Raw genomic sequence first — 18,915 nt, forward strand, 5'->3', positions numbered from 1 at the left:
GTGATGAGCATCTATGCGACGCGTCTGATGGACATTCGTTTGTATCTGCTTCCATCAGGAATCGGGTTCCGTGCGCAAGACGCTTCGCTGCAAACCGCCAGACCCCGTCTCAGCCTCGTTGTCCCCCATGGTTTCAGATCATCAAACAACGCTGGAAAACATCGTAGATCTGTGTCGCACGAGAGCTTCCATCTGATGGGATACCTGTCAGGCGATGAACGGGCCGCCGATGAGCGCTCTGCGTATGGGATGGGGGTGTGTTCCCAGCTCATTGGGCGTAGTGCGGTCGGACACCATGGCGGGTGGTGTGATCGAGACGCAGAACCATGCAATGGTTCAATCTTCTGCAGATGCTCTCACTGTGCGACGCGAAATTCTGCCTTACCTGTCTGGAGGAGGGGTTCGCAGGGAGACCTCCGGCGGTATAGCGATGCCAAGACTGCAGAACTCTTTTTTCTCGGTTGAATCGCTGAGTAAGTCTCATGCAGCGATAACGTCTGCCGCGCTCAAGGGCGACTGACTGCGAAGGTGTTTGCTGCATGGGAAACCAATGGCACGTGATTGATTCCACTTCACGCACAGCGAACTACACACAACAACGCCCCGAATGGTCGGGGCGTTGTTGTGTGTGCTGCGTTGAGGCACACGCGCTTAAGTCGCTTGCTGCAAGCCATCAGGACGTTGCTGCGCCTACCCCTGCACCTCGGCACCCTCTGCTCCATCAGCAGCTGCAGGGTGAGGTCAGTGGACGGGTGACGTGCTTTAGATGCCTGCAGTACGCTACATGGATGCAGGCAGTGCGATCCAATCGATGCGCTTACTTGGCCGCGTCGCGCACCTTGTCAGCCACTTCACCGGCCTTGGTCTGAACCTTACCCACGTTCTTTTCGGCGGCGCCTTCCAGCTCGGTGCTCTTGTCGCCCGTGACACGGCCGACGGCTTCCTTGACCGAGCCCTTGACCTGCTTGGCGGTACCTTCGATACGGTTCTTATCCATGGGACGTTTCTCGTAGTTTGGGGAACCCAGTCAGTCTGTGCGTGGCAATGTGAGCATGATGTGCGCTTGCGCTTGGCCGGCCCACTTGTGGCGCCGACCCGACCCGATCATCCGGTGTGAGCGCTTACGAGGCAGGCACACAATGGTAAACCGTGGCCTGCAACAGGGCGCCATGCGCGATCCGGCGCTGTCGACAAGGAGCAGGACGTGAGCAAAGTAAGGCAACCCGTCCGACGATGGATGCCGGGACGCGCTCGACACCGGGCCAGCTAGGGATGGCACGGTGTCTTTGTTTGTGACGTCGGGGCGGGTGTGGGTGCCGCCAGGCCTGGACAGCCGCACCCCGTCGTCGCCCGAGCCGCAGGCAACCACGCTGCTTGCGCCACTCCAGCCCCCGCTGTCCCCTTGCGGACGACGCCGTACGGGCCCTGCACATAGCGCGCGGGAGCGCATGCCACAATGTGCCCACTTTCGACCAGGCACGGCCGCCACCACGTGAGCACAGCGCACCCCGCCATCGAGCCGAGCGGTCTGGAATTTATGTCGGGTGGTGGCGTCATGGGCGCGGCCATCCGTGCGCATGACTGGGGGGCCACGCCGCTGGGCGACCCGCACACCTGGCCGCAATCACTGCGCTCGGCCTTGTCGATGATGCTCAACGCCAAGTTGCTGGGCGCGGTGCTGTGGGGGCCGCAACTGCGCTTGTTCTACAACGACGTGTATCTGCAGTCATTGGGCGACCGCCATCCGTCCGCCTTGGGGCAGCCCGTGGCCGAGGTCTGGGGCGACACCTACGCACCCCTCGCCGACGACTTTGCCCAGGTCATGCGCAGCGGCGAAGGCTACGGGCAGGGCGTCATTTCCTTGCCGATGTTGCGCAATGGCGCGTACGAAACGACTTACTGGAATGCCACTGCCTCGCCCATCAGGGGAGAAGACGGCAGCATCGTGGGGCTGTTGAACATCGCTATCGAAACCACTGCACAGGTGGCGGCCGAGCGCGATCGCGCGATTCAGAACGCGATGCTGAGCAACGCGAACACCCATCTGGTGCATGAGGTGGTGAGCCGGACCAGCGAGCGCGATCGCGCGCTGGAAGCGGAGACCATCGCGCGCCGCAATGCCGAGCGCGTACAGCTGGCGTTGGCGGCCGGCGCAATCATCGGCACCTGGATCTGGGACCTGCCAAATGATGCGTTTTCGGTGGACGAAGCGTTTGCCGAGACCTTCGGCTTCGAACCGTCGATCAGCCGCACCGGCCTGCCGCTGGAGCAGGTCATCGCCACCGTGCACCCGGACGATCGGGATGGCCTGCGCGCGGCGATCAGCAAGGCGCTCGCACGTGGCGGTGCGTATGCGCACCAGTACCGGGTCAAGCGCCGCGACGGTAATTACTACTGGCTGGAAGCCAACGGCCGGGTGGAACACGCACCCGATGGCACGCCGCTGCGATTTCCCGGCGTGCTGCTGGATATCGATGCACGCCATGCCCTGTCCGAAGAACGCGACCGCGCCTTGGCTGCGTTGCGCGACTTGAGCGAGACGCTGGAACAGCGCGTCACGGCGCGTACGCGCGAGCTGATGGTGGCCGAAGAAGCGCTGCGCCAATCGCAGAAGATGGAAGCGGTGGGCCAGCTTACCGGCGGGTTGGCGCACGACTTCAATAATCTGCTGGCCGGCGTCTCCGGCGCTCTTGAATTGATGACGCTACGCATGGAGCAGCAGCGCTTTGCGGAGTTGCCGCGCTATCTGGGAATCGCGCAGAGCGCCACCACGCGTGCGGCGGCATTGACGCATCGATTGCTGGCGTTTGCGCGGCGGCAGACCTTGCTGCCCAAGCCGACCGACGTCGGCCAATTGATCGTCGATATTCTGGAACTGGTGCAGCGCACGGTGGGCCCGGGCATCCATGTGGACTACACCCCCAATGCTGCGCTGTGGCCTGCGCTGGTGGATGCATCGCAGCTGGAAAACGCGCTGCTCAATCTCTGCATCAATGCGCGCGATGCGATGCCCGATGGCGGCCGTCTGCACATCGAGACCGGCAATCATTGGATCGACCACGAACTGGCACGGCAACTGGGCATGCGCCAGGGCCCGTACCTGTGGCTCTGCGTCGGCGACACCGGCACCGGCATGCCGCCGGACGTGGTCGCGCGTGCCTTCGACCCGTTCTTCACCACCAAGCCGCTGGGCGAAGGCACCGGGCTGGGGCTGTCGATGATCTATGGCTTTGCCAAGCAATCCGGCGGCCAGGTGCGGATCCAGTCGGAAGTGGGCAAAGGCTCGCGTGTCTGCCTGTATCTGCCGCGCCACCTGGGCGATGCAATGCAGCCCGATGCCCACGAGGACCCGCTGCAACTGACGCCCACCGATGCCGGCGAGACGGTGCTGATCGTCGACGACGAGCCGTCCATCCGTCTGCTGCTGGCCGAGGTGCTGCAGGAGCTGGGCTATAGCGTGGTCGAAGCCGGCGACAGCGTGGCGGGCCTGGGCCTGCTGCAATCGGATGCGCGCATCGATCTGCTGATCAGCGACGTGGGCCTGCCCGGCGGCATGAACGGCCGTCAGATGGCCGACGCCGGCCGCGCCCATCGCCCCGGTCTCAAGGTGCTCTTCATCACTGGCTTCGCCGAAAACGCCTTGTTGGACGACCGCCACCTGGAAGCGGGCATGGCGGTGCTGACCAAGCCGTTCAGCGTACGCGTGCTGACTGCGCGGGTGAGGGAGCTGATTGCCACGCAGGGGTGAGTGCGCCGGCGCGGCGATACCGCGCGCCGCGACCCCCTGCAGCCTGAATCCATGGAAGCGGTGGCGGCTGCAGTGGTCTGTCTCACCTGTCGCGGCGTTGATCGCGCAAGTAGGCCTCGACGTCCTGCAGCGTGATGCGGCCGCTGCCGCTACGATCGATCTGCTCGAAATGCGTGGCGACAAACCCCAGCCCGCGCGCCTGCGCCTGCTGTTTGGTGAGCGCACCGCGATGCGCCAATGCACCGTCGGCGCCAAGCGTGCTGCTGATGCGCTGTTGCGCCTGCTCTTCCAGCGTGTCCCCGGTACTGTCCGTGCGCTCGGCTTCGAGGCCGACGCGTGGGGTGGGTATGAAGGGGCCATCGATCCCTCCGCGGTGGGCGGTGGTTGTGATGGACGCGACGCGTTGCGGCGGCAGCGCTTGCGCACTGACGGTGGTGGCCACCAAGGCAAGCATGGCGGCGGCATAACGGAGGCAGCGGAGCAGGCGCATCAGAAGTTCCTCGCAATGGATGAGCGGAGCGCGATCATGGCGTTGCGGTTGCAGCAGTAGCGGCGTTGACGTTGCGGTTGTCCGGCCATGGCGAATCCAGCAAGGCCAATGGGACGGCATCGGCGATCGGCGCGTTGGCGTAGTAGGCGGTCAGGTCGGCTTGCAGCTTCGGGCGCGAAGTGTCGTCGAGATAGACCATGTGGCCGCCTGAGTAGGTCGCCACCTGCACATCGGCATCGAGATTGCGGATGGTGCGCAGCCGCGCGAGTTGTTTTTCGGTACTGTAGAACGGCGTTGCAAGATCGTGATATCCGCTGACTGCAAACACCTTGAGTGCAGGATTCAAGCGTAGCGCGCCGAGCAGGTCTGGCAAGGTATCGGGTAGCAACCGGCCTGCGTGGCGGAAGTCCCAGACGTTGATGGTGTCCATGTTGAGCGAGGTGTAGGTCGCGTTGGGCGCGCTGTATCCCAGATAGGTGCGGAACTGCTGCGCCAGCGCGTTGGCCAGGGGGCGCTCGATCAGGATGTCGGACGGGTCGTCATCGTTCTTCAGTCGTCCGTCGCTGTTGGGCAGGCTGACCCGCCCGTCGTAGCGACCGATGGTGGTGCCGGGCAGCAGACCACGGTTGAACGACGCCAATGAGAAGTAGCCTTGCAAGGCTTGCGTGGTCAACCCAGACAGTGGCCGCCACCGCGTCAGCACCGCTGCACTGGGTTGTACCGGCTTGCCCAGGAGAGTTGGAAACCCGTACTGACTGAGCACCCAGGTGGGGCCATAGCGCTGAAACTCCGCGTGCACCACGCTGACGAACGCGCGCATCTGCAGCGCATAGAACTCATCGCTTACGCTCACCTCGGTCTGCTTGTGATATGCGGCAACTGCGGCATAACTAGGGAAATAGCCACCGATGGTGTTGCCGCTGTACTTCATGCCTTTTGCGTAATCTGGGTAATACAGCCCACCGCTCGCAATCGCATCGGCGTAGTAGTTGAGGACCGACGATTGCAGCACGATGCCGCGCAAGCGTACCCCAGCCGTTTCCAGGGCCAGCGCCAGCATGGCCGAGCGCGTGGTGCCATAGGATTCACCAAACAGATACAGCGGCGCGTTGGCACGGCGATTGAGCTGCATATAGCGCTGGATGAAGTCGCGCATCACCCGCACATCGGCATCGCTGCCCCAGAAGGTGGCATTGGTGTTGGGCAAAATCGCCTCCGACAAGCCGGTGCCCGGTGGGTCGATGAACACCATGTCGGTGCTGGCGATCAGGCTTTCGGCGTTGTCCACCATCGGGTAATTGGGCCAGCTGCCGAAGGCGGGTGCTGCAGTCGCCAAGCGCTTGGGCGCGAACGAGGCCAGATGCAGCAGCGCTGCCGATGCGCCCGGACCGCCGTTGTAGAAGAACGTCAGCGGCCGCGGTTTGCCGTTGCGTGCCGGCGCGGTGTAGGCCACATACGACAAGGTGGCTTGCGGTTGCCCGGCAGCGTCGCGCGCAATCAGGTGGCCGGTGCGCACGCTGTAGGCCACGGTGTCCTGTTTGCCACGCCATTGGTAATGCATCAGCGCAGAGCGCTCGTTGGCGACGCTTGCATCGAGCCCGGCATCGGCCTTGACCGAATAGGCGATGCGATCGATATACGGAGTGTTGGCACCGGCCGCCTGCACTGGCTGCTGCGCGCCAACGCATAGCACCGCCAGCAAGAGGCCGAACAGCAGGACAAGCGGGTGTCGCAGGGTGCCGGCATTGCGCTGGGACATGGTGCACCTGTGGCAGAGGGAGGCGCTGCGAGGGTATGGCGATCACACGCACCCGGCCGCGCACCGTCATTGCGCACGTGCGTTGCAGCCGGCGTGTCATCCCAAGGTCGTGATGCAGCGAGGGGATCAGACCGGTGTTCAGCGTGGGCAGTCGGCAGGCCGTCCCGGACACTGCGATGCGAAGCCACGGCAGGGCGAGCGAAGGAGAAACTGCGCTGGCCAGCGCCGGTGCCACGCGTTGTGATCGACTCGACATCGCGCTGGTACGTCACGTGCGGCGGCAGACCGGCCGATCAGCTGGTCGGAGTGTCCGCGTGGCTGCGCGCCGAGACCATGGGCTCTGAGCCTGGAGCGGGTCCGGCGGATGCGCCCGTCCTGGCTGCGTGATCAGCCGGTCGGCGCACCGGTGTACGCCATCAGCGCGACGCTTACGCGGATCACGAACAATGGGCTCGATGCGCGAACCAGCCGCAGGCTGCTACCGATCTACTCCACGCTGGCAGCCACCAGCCGTTGCCATAGCGCCGCGTTGGCCGCGTCGTCCGGTTCCAGCGTGGCGAGTACGCCGAGGGCGTGGTCTTCCTGCTCGGCGCCATGCCTGGCCAGCATGGCCAGCGCGGCGGCCAGGCGCCCGTAGCGCAGCGCGCGGCCCAGCGTGGTGGCCAGCAAGGTGGCGTCGTGCTCGGGGCGCTGTTCTTCCAGCGCTATCCCCAGCGACGCCGGCAGCTCCCAGGTGGCGGCGATGGTCTTGGCCACCGCGGCGGTGTGGCGGTCGACCAGGGTAGCCGCCACTTCCAGGCTGTAGGGCACCCCGAGTCGCTCGGCGTAGGCATCGCGCAGCACGCGCAGGATCACTACCGCACCCAGGCCCTGCAGCAGCCCTGCCAGCTGCCCGGACAACGTGTCGCCGCCGCGTTCGCGCATGTACGCGGCTGCCGCAGTGGCGGTACGCAACGCGTAATCCCAGACCGCTGCAGGCAAGCGTGAGTGGAGGCCGCCTTCCAGGCTTAGTACCGGTTGCATCACAGCTGCGGCCACGATCTGACGCACGCCCTCGGTGCCGATGTGCACCACCGCGCGTTCCAGGCTTTCCAGCGGGCCGCCCTGCGGGCGGTACAGCGCGCTGTTGGCGATGCGCAGCAGGTTGGCCGCCAGCGCGGGGTCCTGGGCGATGATGGCCGCGATGCCGCGCCCGGACCCATCCGGGTCGTTGACCGCGCGCATCAGCTGCGGCAGCAGGTGCGGGCGACGCGGCAACAGCTGCGGGCGCAGGTCGACATGGTCGAGCGCGGCGGTCGCCGCCTCCAGCACGGCGGCCTGTGTGGGGTCGGTGGGCAGGCTGCCGTCGGCCAGCGATGGGGTGGCCATGACGGCGGCATACATGCGCCGCAACAGCGGGCGCATGGGCGGCGGCTCGGCCTGCAAGGGTTGCGCCGCGGCAGGCGCGGGCTGCGGCGGTGCTTGCTCGTCCACCGCGAGAGGTGCCGGCGCGACCAGGCTTGGCACGGCCGGTGGACCGGGGGCAGCAGAACCACCGACGGCCGGGGCAGCGGTCTCGGGCGCGCGCTGGCGCATGCGCATCCACCACGCGATGGCACCGGCGATCATCGCCACAGCGACAAGTCCGGTAACAAGCAGCAACACAATCGCGAGCATCATAGGCAGTTGTCTGATCAGTGCCGCGACTATCGGCGATGGCGGGCGCGGCGGCAATGTCACCCACGGTGATGGGTGCGCCGCAGCGCCGTGGATGCCCGGAAATCAGCTTGGCCGGGCAGGCGCGAACGCCACGCCGCCACCGTCGCATTCGGGGCAATCGCACCACCTTGCACATGCTGCGCTGCCCGCTATGGGCCGGGCTCACCCGGGCGGCAGCTGCGCTCCAACGTCGTCGACCGGTAGCATGGTGGGCGTCCTTCGCCAGCCAAGCGGGTGCCCGATGTCCACCGTCACGCTCCACCGCGTTGTCCGTGCCAGCCCCGAGCGCATCTACCGCGCCTTCCTCGATGCCGATGCGCTGGCCAAGTGGCTGCCACCGGCCGGCTTTACCGGCAACGCCGAACACCTGCACGCGCAGGTGGGCGGGACCTTCCGGATGGCGTTTACCAACTTCGCCAACGGCCAGCGCCATGCCTTCGGCGGTACGTATCTGGAGCTGCAGCCCAACGCCTTGCTGCGCTACAACGACGTGTTCGACGACCCGGCATTGTCGGGCACGATGTTGACCACCGTGCAGCTGCACGCGCTGCCCTGCGGCACCGATCTGCACATCGTGCAGGAAGGCATCCCCGACCAGATTCCACTGCACGCTTGCTACTTGGGATGGCAGGACTCGCTGACGCTGCTGGCGCATCTGGTGGAAGCGCAACCGGGGCACTGAGCGTGCTGTCACCAAGTGCGCGTGGCACGGTGCAACCGTATTGCGCGTGGCAGTTATCTAGCCTGCATCTTGTCGCTGCGTGCGTCATCGCGCGCTGTGGCTGCGCAACGTCTCTCCAGCCAGCTGCCGCAAGGAGTGCGAAGGTGCCCCGCCGCGATGGCCGCAGTGCAGCAATGATGGGTGTGTCTTCAAGTTGACCACTGCGCTGCACGTCGCGCTAACGCTGCTGTCTCCACCATGCGTCACCAGCTGTGCAGTTCTAGAGCATCTAGGCAGCTTAAAGGGTGCAGGCATCCGCAGTTGGACCACCTTCGACAGACACCGTGCCATGCGCGGTGTCTGTTTGTTTGGATGATGACGTGCGCAGGCGTATGGCCTGGCGCTGTGTCGCGGTGTGATTCAACGGTGTAGGAATGCCGGCCGTGGCGACCGTTGATTCAACCGGTTGCCCTGCAACGAGACACACGTGTCCTCCCCGGATGATCGACGCAACGACCCTTTCACTTTCGCAGCGCATCGGTCGTTGACGAAGGGCAGCTCATTGCCTTGCGGAGTCGTCGGCATCTGACAGCATCGTGCTTCCGTGTCGACGGCATACCCGCACAACGCTTGCACCGTCGCGCTACACGATGCCCTGCTTCCACAGACGTACGATTTCCGCCGGTGCGTGTTCTTCCGGAATGCGCAGCGGTTCGCTGGCGCCGTCCCAGACGATGCTGAAATAGCGGCGGTCGCTTCCGCCGGCCTGTGGGCGCGGCAGTGCATGCCTCAGGCATTGATCCAGGAGCGCGCCAAGCTGCTCCCGCTGCACGTCGTCCAGCAGACCCATGTCCAACGCGCGCTCGCGGCGCATCGCCGGAAACGCGGCCACGCCGCCTTCGCGGGCCAGGCGCAAGGTGACCCCGGCATCCACCGGTGGCCGCTGTGGGCTCATGCGAGCACGCCTGTGGTGCGCCATGCCTGTTGCAGCGCAGGTGCGGTGACATTGGTCGTATCGACGCCGGGGCCCGCAAGACGGGTAGCGGTCGAGGCATCACACCTGCGCAAGCACGCCCGGGCAATCGGTTTGCCGGCGATGCGCTCGCACTGCCAGCGGTGGCCGCGCGTTGTACGCGCAGTGCCGCGTGCCGCCACAGCGCGATTGACCACGCAGGCAAGCAACGATGGCCACAGGACCCCGCCGCAATGCGGGGAGACGGACGCGGGCATAAGCGATCTCCACAAGAAGCTGCGCTCGCGACTATGCGGGCCCCGGCTTTAGGAAATCGTTAGATGCGCTCATCGATTGCATGCGCTGCGGACGGCAGCAGGCCTGGCGTTCAGTCCAGCTGCGACAAGGCGTCCTGGATCGGAGTCTGCCCGTCGATGAAGCCGACCGTCTTGCCGATGGTCGCCGGCGTTGTCAGTGCCGTAGCGATCACCTGCGCCACGTTGGCGCGGGAGACGCCACCATCTGCATCGCTGCCCGGGTCGCGGGTAATGCGGCCCGACGGCGGATCAAGCGTCAGCCGGCCGGGGCCGAGCACGGTCCAGTCCAGATGGGTGCTGCGCAGATGCGCGTCCGCTGCGGCCTTGGCCTGCGCATAGGCGAAGAAGCCGTCGTCCGGGCCGATGCCGTGTTCCAGCCCGGCGCCGAGATACGACACCATCACATAGCGGCGCACGCGTGCCTGTTCGGCCGCATGCATCGACCGGATGGCCGCATCGCGGTCTACTGCATAGGTGCGCGCGGCATCGCCGCCGCCAGCACCGGCCGACCACACCACCGCGTCGTGGCCTGCCAGCTGCGCGGCGATGGCGTCGGTATCGGCGTGCTCGATGTCGAACACCACTGGCGTGGCGCCATCGGCAATCACATCGCCTTCGTGCTCGGGATTGCGAAACAGCGCGGTGACGTGGTGACCGCCGGTCAACAGCAGCGGGGTGAGCAAGCGCGCCACCTTGCCGTGGCCGCCAATGACGAGGATACGAGACATGCACACTTCCAACCGATGCGCGCCGACACAGCGCCGAGGGTGATCATCCTCGCCAATGCGACGCTAAGACGATGTCAGCGCAGGTGCGTGCGAGTGCTGCGCTGGCCGGCGCGTTCTTCGATGGAGCGAGCGGACGACTTGCGGGCGCGAAGCACCCTGTCAGCGACCGGAGGCAGGGTGCAGAGCGCACCAGTGCGAAGGCACGACACCATCCATCCGGTGCGGAGGGCGACTGGCCCTGTGGTATGGCCGCTCAGTGAGGCGTGGGGGCGATGCCTGCGCTGCCGCACCGGGATATCGCCAGACATGGGCTATCCAGCGCTGTTGTGATCCCAAAGCTGCAGCACCTGCGCGATCGCGGCCTCCATGAGCTTGAAACCCACGCCATCCCTAGCGAGCGTGGACAGCCCAAGCAGGAAGCTGTCGAAGACGCAGGCCAAGGCGGCTGCATCGAGGCCGGATGCCAATTCTCCGCTGGCAATGGCGCGCTCCACGCAGGCGCGGATGCCTGCACGTGTCCGTGCGCGCGATCGCGTCAGCGGGGTCGAGATCGCGGCCAGTTCCGGAGAGGGCGCGCTCATGACCCCCAAGGCAACCATGCAACCCTTGGGGTGCCCGCGTTCGCACTGCATCTTGGCCGAGCGCCGCAAGGCAAGTTCCAGCGCCTGCCTTGGCGCAAGCGACGCGTCCCACAAGCACTGGGTGACCTGCGCGTAGGTGGCCAGATAGCGCTCCATGCATTCCCTGTAGAGCGCTTCCTTGGAGCCGAACGCTGCATAAAAGCTGGGCGCGGTGATCCCGCCGCCGATCGCCGCCTTGAGCTGGCTCAGCGACGTCGACTCGTAACCCTGTTCCCAGAACAGGTGCAGTGCCTGCTCGACCGCGACATCGCGATCAAAGGTTCGTGGTCTGCCCATCTGCGCCATCACGCTCCCCGCTTTCTAGATCGATACTATTCGATACATAAGTCATTGACAACCGGATGCCGTCGGCCTAGATTTATATCCATCGATACATATCTTGCAGCGTCACTAGCCGAGGATATCGACAGGCCCGCACAGCGGGTTTTTTTTTTGCCTACATATATATCGTTCGGTACATAAACTTCCGTTGCTCATGACCAAGGACATCCTGTGACCGCTTCCAAGGCCCCGCCGGCACCTGCGCCCGCTGCTGCTCCGTTGCCCATCGCCGCCCTGCTGGCCCTGGCCATGACCGGCTTCATCTGCATCGTGACCGAAACGCTGCCGACCGGATTGCTGCCGCAGATCTCCGAGGGCTTGGGGGTGACCCCCGCGCTCGCCGGCCAGACCGTCACTGCCTATGCGGTGGGCTCGCTGCTGGCGGCGATCCCGTTGACCATCGCCACCCAGCACTGGCGTCGTCGTCGCGTTCTGTTGCTCACCATCGTCGGCTTCCTGGTGTTCAACTCCGTCACCGCCCTGTCCACCCACTATGGTCTGACCCTGGTGGCACGGTTCTTCGCTGGCGCAGCGGCGGGCCTGGCGTGGAGCCTGCTTGCCGGGTATGCGCGGCGCATGGTTCAACCCGAACAGCAGGGCAAGGCCATGGCGATTGCGATGGTGGGCACGCCGATCGCGCTGTCGCTCGGCGTGCCGCTGGGAACCTGGATGGGCGGGCTGATCGGCTGGCGCATCGCGTTCGCGGCCATGTCGGCACTGACGGTCGCGCTGATCGCCTGGGTGTTGCTCAAGGTGCCGGACTATCCCGGCCAGACGGCAACGCAGCGGGTGCCATTGCGCAACGTGCTTGGCACGCCCGGCGTACGCCCGGTGCTCGCCACGGTGATGGCCTGGATGCTGGCGCACAACATCCTCTACACCTACGTGGCACCGTTCGCCGCACAGGCAGGCCTGGGCCATCGGGTGGATGTACTGCTGCTCACCTTCGGCACGGCAGCACTAGTGGGCATCGGTGTCGCCGGCAAGCTGGTGGAACAGCATTTGCGCAGCACCGTGCTGGTCGCGTTGGCCACCTTCTTTGGGGTATCGGTGGTCCTGGCATTGCTGCAGGGCGTACAGCCGGTCGTGTATGCGTGCGTCGCGGTCTGGGGGCTGACCTTCGGCGGTGCAGCGACCCTGTTGCAAACCGCCCTTGCCGATAGCGCAGGCGATGGCGCCGATGTCGCGCTGTCGCTCAATGTCGTGGCCTGGAACAGCGTCATCGCCGGCGGTGGCGTGTTGGGCGGGGTGCTGCTGGAGCACTGGGGAGCGCAGAGCTTCCCGACTGCCATGGCAGTGTTGCTGGCCATCGGGTGGACGATTGCGTGGTCTGCCCGAACCCACGGATTTGCGGCCGGCGCGCGCGCAGCGGTTCCTGGCCACTAGCGCGCAAGGGCCGTCGCGCGCGGTGCCAGGCAGCGGTGGCCCTGCGCAGCACGGCAGGCGCTGGCGCCCAGGCACGCCGCAGGTGAGCTGCACCTGGACGACGTCAGGAGTGGGCAGGGACACCACCCCACGCCGGGATAGTGCCAACCCGCGCGTGACCGTGTTGCCCGTCCGGCCACATCGGTGACAATTGCCAGCCCGCTCACGAGACCGCTCATGCCCACTTCCGATCTGCGTGCCCGCGTTGGCTGCGGCGCCTTCATCCAAGGCGCCGATGGCCACCTGCTGCTGGTGCTGCGCGGGCGTGCGCCCGAGCAGGGGCATTGGGGACTGCCCGGCGGCAAGGTGGACTGGATGGAAACGGTGGAGGCCACGGTGGTGCGCGAAGTGCTGGAAGAAACCGGCCTGCAGGTGCATCCGCAGCGCGTGCTGTGCGTGGTCAGCCATTTCGAGCCGGACATGGACCCGCCGCAGCACTGGGTGGCGCCGGTGTATGTGGCCCGCATCGAAGGCAGCGAACAGGCGCAGCTGCGCGAACCGCACGTCTTGCACGACATCGGCTGGTTCGCGCTGGACGCCTTGCCCACGCCGCTGACCCGCTCGGCGCTGCAGGCGGTGCAGCAGCTGCAGGCCGAGCGCGTCGCCGTTGCCTGATCAAGGTGCCCGTGACGCCGGCAGCGGCCCCCGGCCGGTATTCGCTGCAGCCTGCGTAAGCGAGATGCACCACGTCGCAATGCGCCTGGCAGCGCGGTCGGCGGCCACGCCGCCAGCACATGGATTTTGCCGCGCTGCTCGGCTAACGTCGCGTTGCCGGGGCCAGGGGAAATGGTCTGCGGACGTCGAATCACACGGCCGGGATGCCGACTGACTGCGTGCTGCCCGGTCACTCATCACAGGGACGAAGAATGGAATCGCTGTATCCGCAAGGCCCGGCGGTGGTGCCGGAACGGCTGACTGCACCCAGCAGCAAATACCGACGCAATGCCTGGCTGGCCATGCTGGGGCTGGGCGGCTTTATCGCGGTGTATCTGGGGTTGCTGGGGTGGTTCGGTTGGACAGCCTACCGGCTGGCGTCCGGGCTGCTGCAGGGCTCCGGTGGCGAGCAGGCCGTATGGCTGTGGCTGGTGGCCGCAGGTGCCGCGTTCCTGGCGGTGTTCATGGCCAAGGCACTGGTGTTCAACAAGCGCGCCGAACGCGACACCCGCGCGCTGGAACTGACGCCCGCCGCGCAACCGGAGCTGTTCGCCTTCCTGCATCGGTTGGCCGATGAGGCCGGCGCGCCGCGTCCGCACAAGGTCTACCTGTCGGCGCAGGTCAACGCCGGGGTGTTCTACGACCTGTCGCTGCTCAATCTGTTGCTGCCCTCGCGCAAGAACCTGGACATCGGCCTGGGCCTGGTCAACGTGCTGAATCTGGGCGAATTGAAGGCCGTGCTGGCCCACGAATTCGGCCACTTCGCCCAACGCACGATGGCGGTCGGCCGTTGGGTCTATATCGCCCAGCAGATCGCCGCGCATATCGTCGGCAAGCGCGATGCCCTGGACAAGCTGCTGGCGACGTTGTCGCGGATCGACCTGCGTGTGGCATGGATCGGCTGGGGGCTGTCGTTGATCGTGTGGTCGATCCGCTCGCTGGTCGAGATCGCCTTCCGCGGCGTGGTGCTGGCGCAGCGCGCACTGTCGCGCGAGATGGAATACCAGGCCGACCTGGTGGCCGCCTCGCTCACCGGCAGCGACGCCCTGGTGCACGCGCTGCACAAGCTGGAAGCGGCCGACGATGGCTGGCAGCGCGCGTTGCGTTTTGCCGGGCGCGAATTTGCACAGGACCGGCCGGTCAAGGATCTGTTCGCCATCCAGTCGCGCATCATCGAACACATGCGCGTGGTCCTGAACGACCCCGGCCATGGCGTGGTACCGGCGGTGCCCGTCGATGCCGCGCACGCGTACCGGCTGTTTCAGAACGACATCGCACAACCCTCGCAGATGTGGGCCACCCATCCGCCCAGCGCCGCGCGCGAAGAAAACCTCAAGCGTCACTACATCGCCTGCCCGATCGACGCACGCCCGGCAATGGAGGTGCTGCGCAACGCACACGCGCTGCGCGAGCAGGTCTCGCTCGGCTTGTTCACTGGGCAGGCGCCCACCTGCGTGGACATCGAAGTGTCGCTGGCAGCGCTGGAGCGTGAGTTTGCGGCCTTGTCGTTATCGCGGCGCTATCAAGGACTGTATCTGGGCCGCTCCTGCACGCGCGCTGCGCGGACGCTGGCCGAGCTCTACGCCGATCCGTTGCCGCAGGGCGATCTGCTGCAGACGCTGGATGGGCTGTACCTGCCCGAGGACGGCCAGGCCATCGAGCAATTGCGCGAACGCGAGCGGCAACGCGGCAGCCTGCAGGCCTTGATGGACGGCGGGCTGCGCGCAAATGGCGGCGTGGTGACCTGGAAGGGCACCAGCCTGACGCGCGCGCAGCTGCCTGCGGTGATCGCGGAACTCGACGGCGAACTGCAGGTGTTGCGTGCGCGCGTCAGCGGCCACGACCGCCGCTGTCGCAGCGTGCATCTGGCTGCGGCCGACACCCTCGGTGGGGGATGGCCCGCGCTGTTGCGTGGCTATCTGGCCGTGCTGCATTACACCGACCACACCATCGCCGATCTGGAGGATGCGCATCTGCTGTACCTGCAGACCTTCCACAGCGTGATCGCCGATGGCCGGGTGTCGGCCAAGGAGCTGCGCCAGCTGGTGGCTGCGTGCAATGAGCTGCAACGGGCGCTGCGCCGGGTGTACGAGCAGGTTGCGCAGCTGCGCTTGAATGCCCCCCTGGCCGACGCCCTGGGCCAGCAGCAATGGCAGCAGTGCCTGCCGGAGTTCCGGCTGTCGGAGGCCGACGAAAACAACATCAACCCCTGGATGGACGCGGCCAAGGGCTGGGTGCAGGTCACCTTGAGCGCGCTGGGCGCGCTGCGCGATGCCAGCCTGGAGCAGCTGCTGCACGCCGAAGATGCGGTGGCCGAGCAGGTGCGCCACGCTGCGCCTGCGCCGACCAGCGATACGCCGGCGGCGGCACCTGCGGACTATCCGGTGCGTCTGCCGGGCGAGGAGCGCCAGCGCAACCTCAAACAAAACCTGTGGCAGCGCTTCCTGGCGGCCGACGGCCTGCTGCCCTCCGTCGCGCGCGTTGCGGTGGCCGCCTCCATCGTGGCCGGGGTGTTGTGGGCCGGTGGCACCGTCGGCCTGGCCGAGGTGGTGGCCTACAACGGCTTGCAGCAGACGGTGACGGTGAGCATCGACGACCAGAGCGCCTCGCTGCCGCCCAACGGTCGCCATGTGTTCCAGCTGGCGGAACAGGCAAGCCACCATGTCAGCACGCGCTCGGCTGCGGGCGGGGTGATCGAAACCTTCGATGCGCCCAGCGGCGGGCACGGCGGCCAGTTCGCTTACAACGTGGCCGGCGCCGCGCTGCTGCTGCACTGGCGCGCCAGCTATGGCACGGCAGCGGAAGACAGCACACGCCATCTCGATAACGCCCGCTGGGAGCGCACCACCGCGCAGGCGGTGTTCAACGAGCCGCCGCAAACGGTCAGCGGCAAGGGCAGCCAGTACCGCGATGTAGTGACTGCGGTCTCCGACCGGCCACCGCATCAACTGCTGGGCGAACTGACACCCGCGCAGGACCTGGCGCTGATGCAGGCGCACGCCCGCTGGGATGGCGCGCAATCGGCCTATCTGGAGCAATGGCTGGATCGCCTGCAACGCGCCGCGCCGCAAGCGGTGCCGGCGCTCTTGGCCGAGCGTCTGCAGCGCGACCCGTTGGACGTGGTGGCTTTGCGCGTCCAGCAGGACACCGCCGCGCCGGAGCAACGTGCTCAGGTGTGCAAGCAGCACGCGTCGATGGCCCTGGCCCGCCCCGATGCATCGGCGCTGCAGTACGCGGCGATCCGGTGCGGCAGCGACCCGGCGGCGCGCGATCAGGCCTTTATCGATGCGCATGCGCGCTGGCCGAACGATCCGTGGTTGCAACGTGCCGCTGCCGCCGTGCATGCCGAGCAAGGCCGCTTTCCGGAAGCGCAGGCGCTCTACGAACAAGCCGCACGCGTTCCTGCGATGGCCGACGACATCGTGCCGCAGCTGGCGCGGCTGCAGCGTTACCGCGGCCTGGCCCCCGACCTTGCGGCGCTGGCGCAGCGCTCGCCTTCGCTGGCCTCGGCCCTGGCGCTGGAAAGCGGCGAGGGCACGCAGGACACGCCGTACCAGGGCTATCACGCACTGGCCTCCGGCCAGCTGGACGCCGCGGTGGCGGGCGCTGCGGCAGACCGCGACGTCCAGGCACGGCTGGTGCGGCTTGCGGCAGCCTCGGACGGCGCCACTGCGGCGCTGCTGCAACAGGCGCGCGCGCTCGGCGACGAGGCGGGGATCGATCCTTTCACCGCACCGGTCGCATGGGCCTTGGCCGCACGTCAGGGTTGGCCGGTGCAGGCAGCTCGCGACACCACGCTGCGCGATCTTGGCGACGATGCCACGGCGATCTCGCGCTTCTTCAACGCCGTGCAGGCCGGCAACAGCCAGCAAGACGCCGAAGCGGCCTTGCAGGGCGTCAGCCTCACCGGGCGCGGCGTGGCGTATGCAATGGCGGCGGTGCTGCTCGGCCAGCGCTGTCCGCAGGCATGGCGCGATGGCGCGCGGAACCTGCTGTTCGTCAACGAGCGGCCGTATCTGGGCTGAGCGCGGCGACAGCCGCTGGCGCGCGGTGCTTCGCTGCGTGCTGGTACCAGGGGAGTCGGTGTGCCGGTGCCGGTAAAGGCGCACAGACGCCGAGCGCCGATGCGCGTCCACGGCGCGTGTGATGAGTGCACGCATTGCATGCGTATTCCTGCCGCCGATCATCACCGTGAGGGACACGACGCGTGGTGCCATCGCACCCGCTGCAATTGCCGACACAGGCGTAGTGTCGCCGCGGCCACATGCTCTTCTCGGTGCCCTCGCTAGGCTGAGAGTTGTTTTTGCAGCGAGCTGCCCATGCCCTCTTCCGAGCTTCGTGCCTTTGTCGTGCGTGTGATTGTGGTGCTGGCCCTGGTGGCCTGTGCGTGGATGTTATGGACGTTGTCGGATCTGTTGCTGATGGTGTTCGGCGCGATTGTGGTGGCGGTGCTGCTGCGCGCAGTGTCCAGCTGGCTGACGCGACGCACGCGTTTGTCGGACGGCTGGGCGCTGGCCTTGGTGGTGATCGTGCTGACGGCGGGGTTCAGCGCCTTGCTGTGGTTGTTCGGGTCGCAGCTGGCCTCGGAGGTGGGCGCCTTGCAGCGCACCTTGCCGCAGGCTTGGACGCGCGTTCACGACTGGCTCGCTGCCGGGCCGCTGGGGCCGGCCGTGGAAGAGCTCACGCGCCAGGCGCCGGCACGGGTATCCAACCTGGCGCCGCGTGCCGGTGCGTTTGCGCTGAGCATCACCGGCGGTGTGGCCAATCTGTTTCTGGTGCTGGTTGGCGCGGTATATCTGGCAGCGCAGCCGCACCTGTATCGGCGCGGTGCATTGCTGTTGCTGCCGGCGCATGTGCGGGCCACGACTGACGATGCACTGCAGGCCAGCGGCACCGCGCTGCGGCTGTGGCTGCGCGGTCAATTGATCGCGATGGTGGTGGTGGGCGCACTCACCGGCCTGGGGTTGTGGGCGCTGGGCATTCCGGGCGCGTTGGCGCTGGGCATCGTTGCCGGCTTGCTGGATTTCGTGCCGATCGTCGGGCCGATTCTGGCGGCGATTCCGGCGATCCTGCTGGGCTTTACCGTCAGCCCGCAGATGGCCTTGGCCACTGCGGCGCTGTTCGTGGTGGTGCAGCAGATCGAAGGCAACTTGCTGCTGCCATTGATCCAGCAACGCACCGTGGATCTGCCGCCGGTGCTGCTGTTGTTCTCGCTGTTCGGCATCGGCATGCTGCTGGGCCCGCCGGGCGTGCTGCTGGCCGCGCCGCTGACGGTGGTGGGGTACGTGTTGATCAAGCGGTTGTACGTGCAGGAAGCATTGGGCACACCTACCTCGATCCCTAGGCAAAAAGCGCAGTGAAAGCAGCCAAAAAACCGTAGGTGTCCGTGGACAGGTGGGTGTGGACGGCGCGCTCAGAATTGAATGGATGCCCGGTCCATGCCGCGATCACCTGCCGCGCTCGCCTGGTTGCAGACCAGTCGTTCTGGCAACTGTCCTGGACCCAACGCTGCTGGATGCGT

At 66.6% G+C, this 18,915-nt stretch carries 13 protein-coding genes; 6 read left to right on the forward strand and 7 right to left on the reverse strand.

Annotated elements, in window-relative coordinates; translation table 11 throughout:
- Positions 1-817: 817 nt before the first annotated feature.
- Positions 818-997, reverse strand: a complete 180-nt coding sequence (locus tag BJD12_RS12925; protein WP_005994802.1) for a CsbD family protein — start codon at positions 995-997, stop codon at positions 818-820.
- A gap of 459 nt (positions 998-1,456) precedes the next feature.
- On the opposite strand from BJD12_RS12925, the gene BJD12_RS12930 reads away from it, so the two are divergent.
- Complete coding sequence (locus tag BJD12_RS12930) at positions 1,457-3,748, forward strand: PAS domain-containing protein (RefSeq protein ID WP_005994800.1); 2,292 nt, start codon at positions 1,457-1,459, stop codon at positions 3,746-3,748.
- An 82-nt stretch (positions 3,749-3,830) separates the two neighbouring features.
- On the opposite strand, the gene BJD12_RS12935 is transcribed toward BJD12_RS12930, so the two are convergent.
- The 3 genes from BJD12_RS12935 to BJD12_RS12945 all read right to left on the reverse strand — a co-directional run bounded on the left by BJD12_RS12935 (position 3,831) and on the right by BJD12_RS12945 (position 7,656).
- The gene (locus tag BJD12_RS12935) at positions 3,831-4,238 is read right to left on the reverse strand and encodes a hypothetical protein (RefSeq protein ID WP_005994798.1); all 408 of its coding nucleotides are present in this window, start codon (positions 4,236-4,238) and stop codon (positions 3,831-3,833) included.
- A gap of 34 nt (positions 4,239-4,272) precedes the next feature.
- Complete coding sequence (locus BJD12_RS12940) at positions 4,273-5,997, reverse strand: S10 family serine carboxypeptidase-like protein (protein ID WP_005994796.1); 1,725 nt, start codon at positions 5,995-5,997, stop codon at positions 4,273-4,275.
- A gap of 486 nt (positions 5,998-6,483) precedes the next feature.
- A complete protein-coding gene (locus tag BJD12_RS12945) occupies positions 6,484-7,656 on the reverse strand; it encodes an HDOD domain-containing protein (protein ID WP_005994794.1) in 1,173 nt (390 codons plus the stop codon).
- 244 nt (positions 7,657-7,900) lie between these two features.
- On the opposite strand from BJD12_RS12945, the gene BJD12_RS12950 reads away from it, so the two are divergent.
- Positions 7,901-8,377, forward strand: coding sequence for an SRPBCC family protein (locus BJD12_RS12950; RefSeq protein WP_005994792.1), 477 nt, complete (start codon positions 7,901-7,903; stop codon positions 8,375-8,377).
- A gap of 622 nt (positions 8,378-8,999) precedes the next feature.
- Here the strand turns inward: BJD12_RS12950 and BJD12_RS12955 are convergent.
- The 3 genes from BJD12_RS12955 to BJD12_RS12970 form a co-directional block, all read right to left on the reverse strand.
- On the reverse strand, positions 9,000-9,311 hold the full coding sequence (locus BJD12_RS12955) for a protealysin inhibitor emfourin (protein ID WP_005994790.1): 312 nt from the start codon (positions 9,309-9,311) through the stop codon (positions 9,000-9,002).
- A gap of 385 nt (positions 9,312-9,696) precedes the next feature.
- Positions 9,697-10,353 carry an SDR family oxidoreductase gene (locus BJD12_RS12965; RefSeq protein ID WP_005994788.1) on the reverse strand — a complete coding sequence of 219 codons (657 nt, stop codon included), beginning with the start codon at positions 10,351-10,353 and terminating at the stop codon, positions 9,697-9,699.
- A gap of 311 nt (positions 10,354-10,664) precedes the next feature.
- On the reverse strand, positions 10,665-11,279 hold the full coding sequence (locus BJD12_RS12970) for a TetR/AcrR family transcriptional regulator (protein ID WP_005994786.1): 615 nt from the start codon (positions 11,277-11,279) through the stop codon (positions 10,665-10,667).
- Between the two features lie 207 nt (positions 11,280-11,486).
- Between BJD12_RS12970 and BJD12_RS12975 the strand changes: the two genes are divergently transcribed.
- The 4 genes from BJD12_RS12975 (at position 11,487) to BJD12_RS12990 (ending at position 18,754) form a co-directional block, all read left to right on the forward strand.
- On the forward strand, positions 11,487-12,701 hold the full coding sequence (locus BJD12_RS12975) for an MFS transporter (protein ID WP_050812888.1): 1,215 nt from the start codon (positions 11,487-11,489) through the stop codon (positions 12,699-12,701).
- A 216-nt stretch (positions 12,702-12,917) separates the two neighbouring features.
- Positions 12,918-13,355, forward strand: coding sequence for an NUDIX domain-containing protein (locus tag BJD12_RS12980; RefSeq protein ID WP_005994782.1), 438 nt, complete (start codon positions 12,918-12,920; stop codon positions 13,353-13,355).
- Between the two features lie 341 nt (positions 13,356-13,696).
- Positions 13,697-17,419: a M48 family metallopeptidase gene (locus BJD12_RS12985; RefSeq protein ID WP_005994780.1), complete on the forward strand. Its 3,723-nt coding sequence runs from the start codon at positions 13,697-13,699 to the stop codon at positions 17,417-17,419.
- A gap of 294 nt (positions 17,420-17,713) precedes the next feature.
- Complete coding sequence (locus BJD12_RS12990; RefSeq protein WP_005994778.1) at positions 17,714-18,754, forward strand: AI-2E family transporter; 1,041 nt, start codon at positions 17,714-17,716, stop codon at positions 18,752-18,754.
- Positions 18,755-18,915 lie beyond the last annotated feature (161 nt).

This window comes from Xanthomonas vesicatoria ATCC 35937, from assembly GCF_001908725.1.
Classification (GTDB): Bacteria; Pseudomonadota; Gammaproteobacteria; order Xanthomonadales; family Xanthomonadaceae; genus Xanthomonas; species Xanthomonas vesicatoria.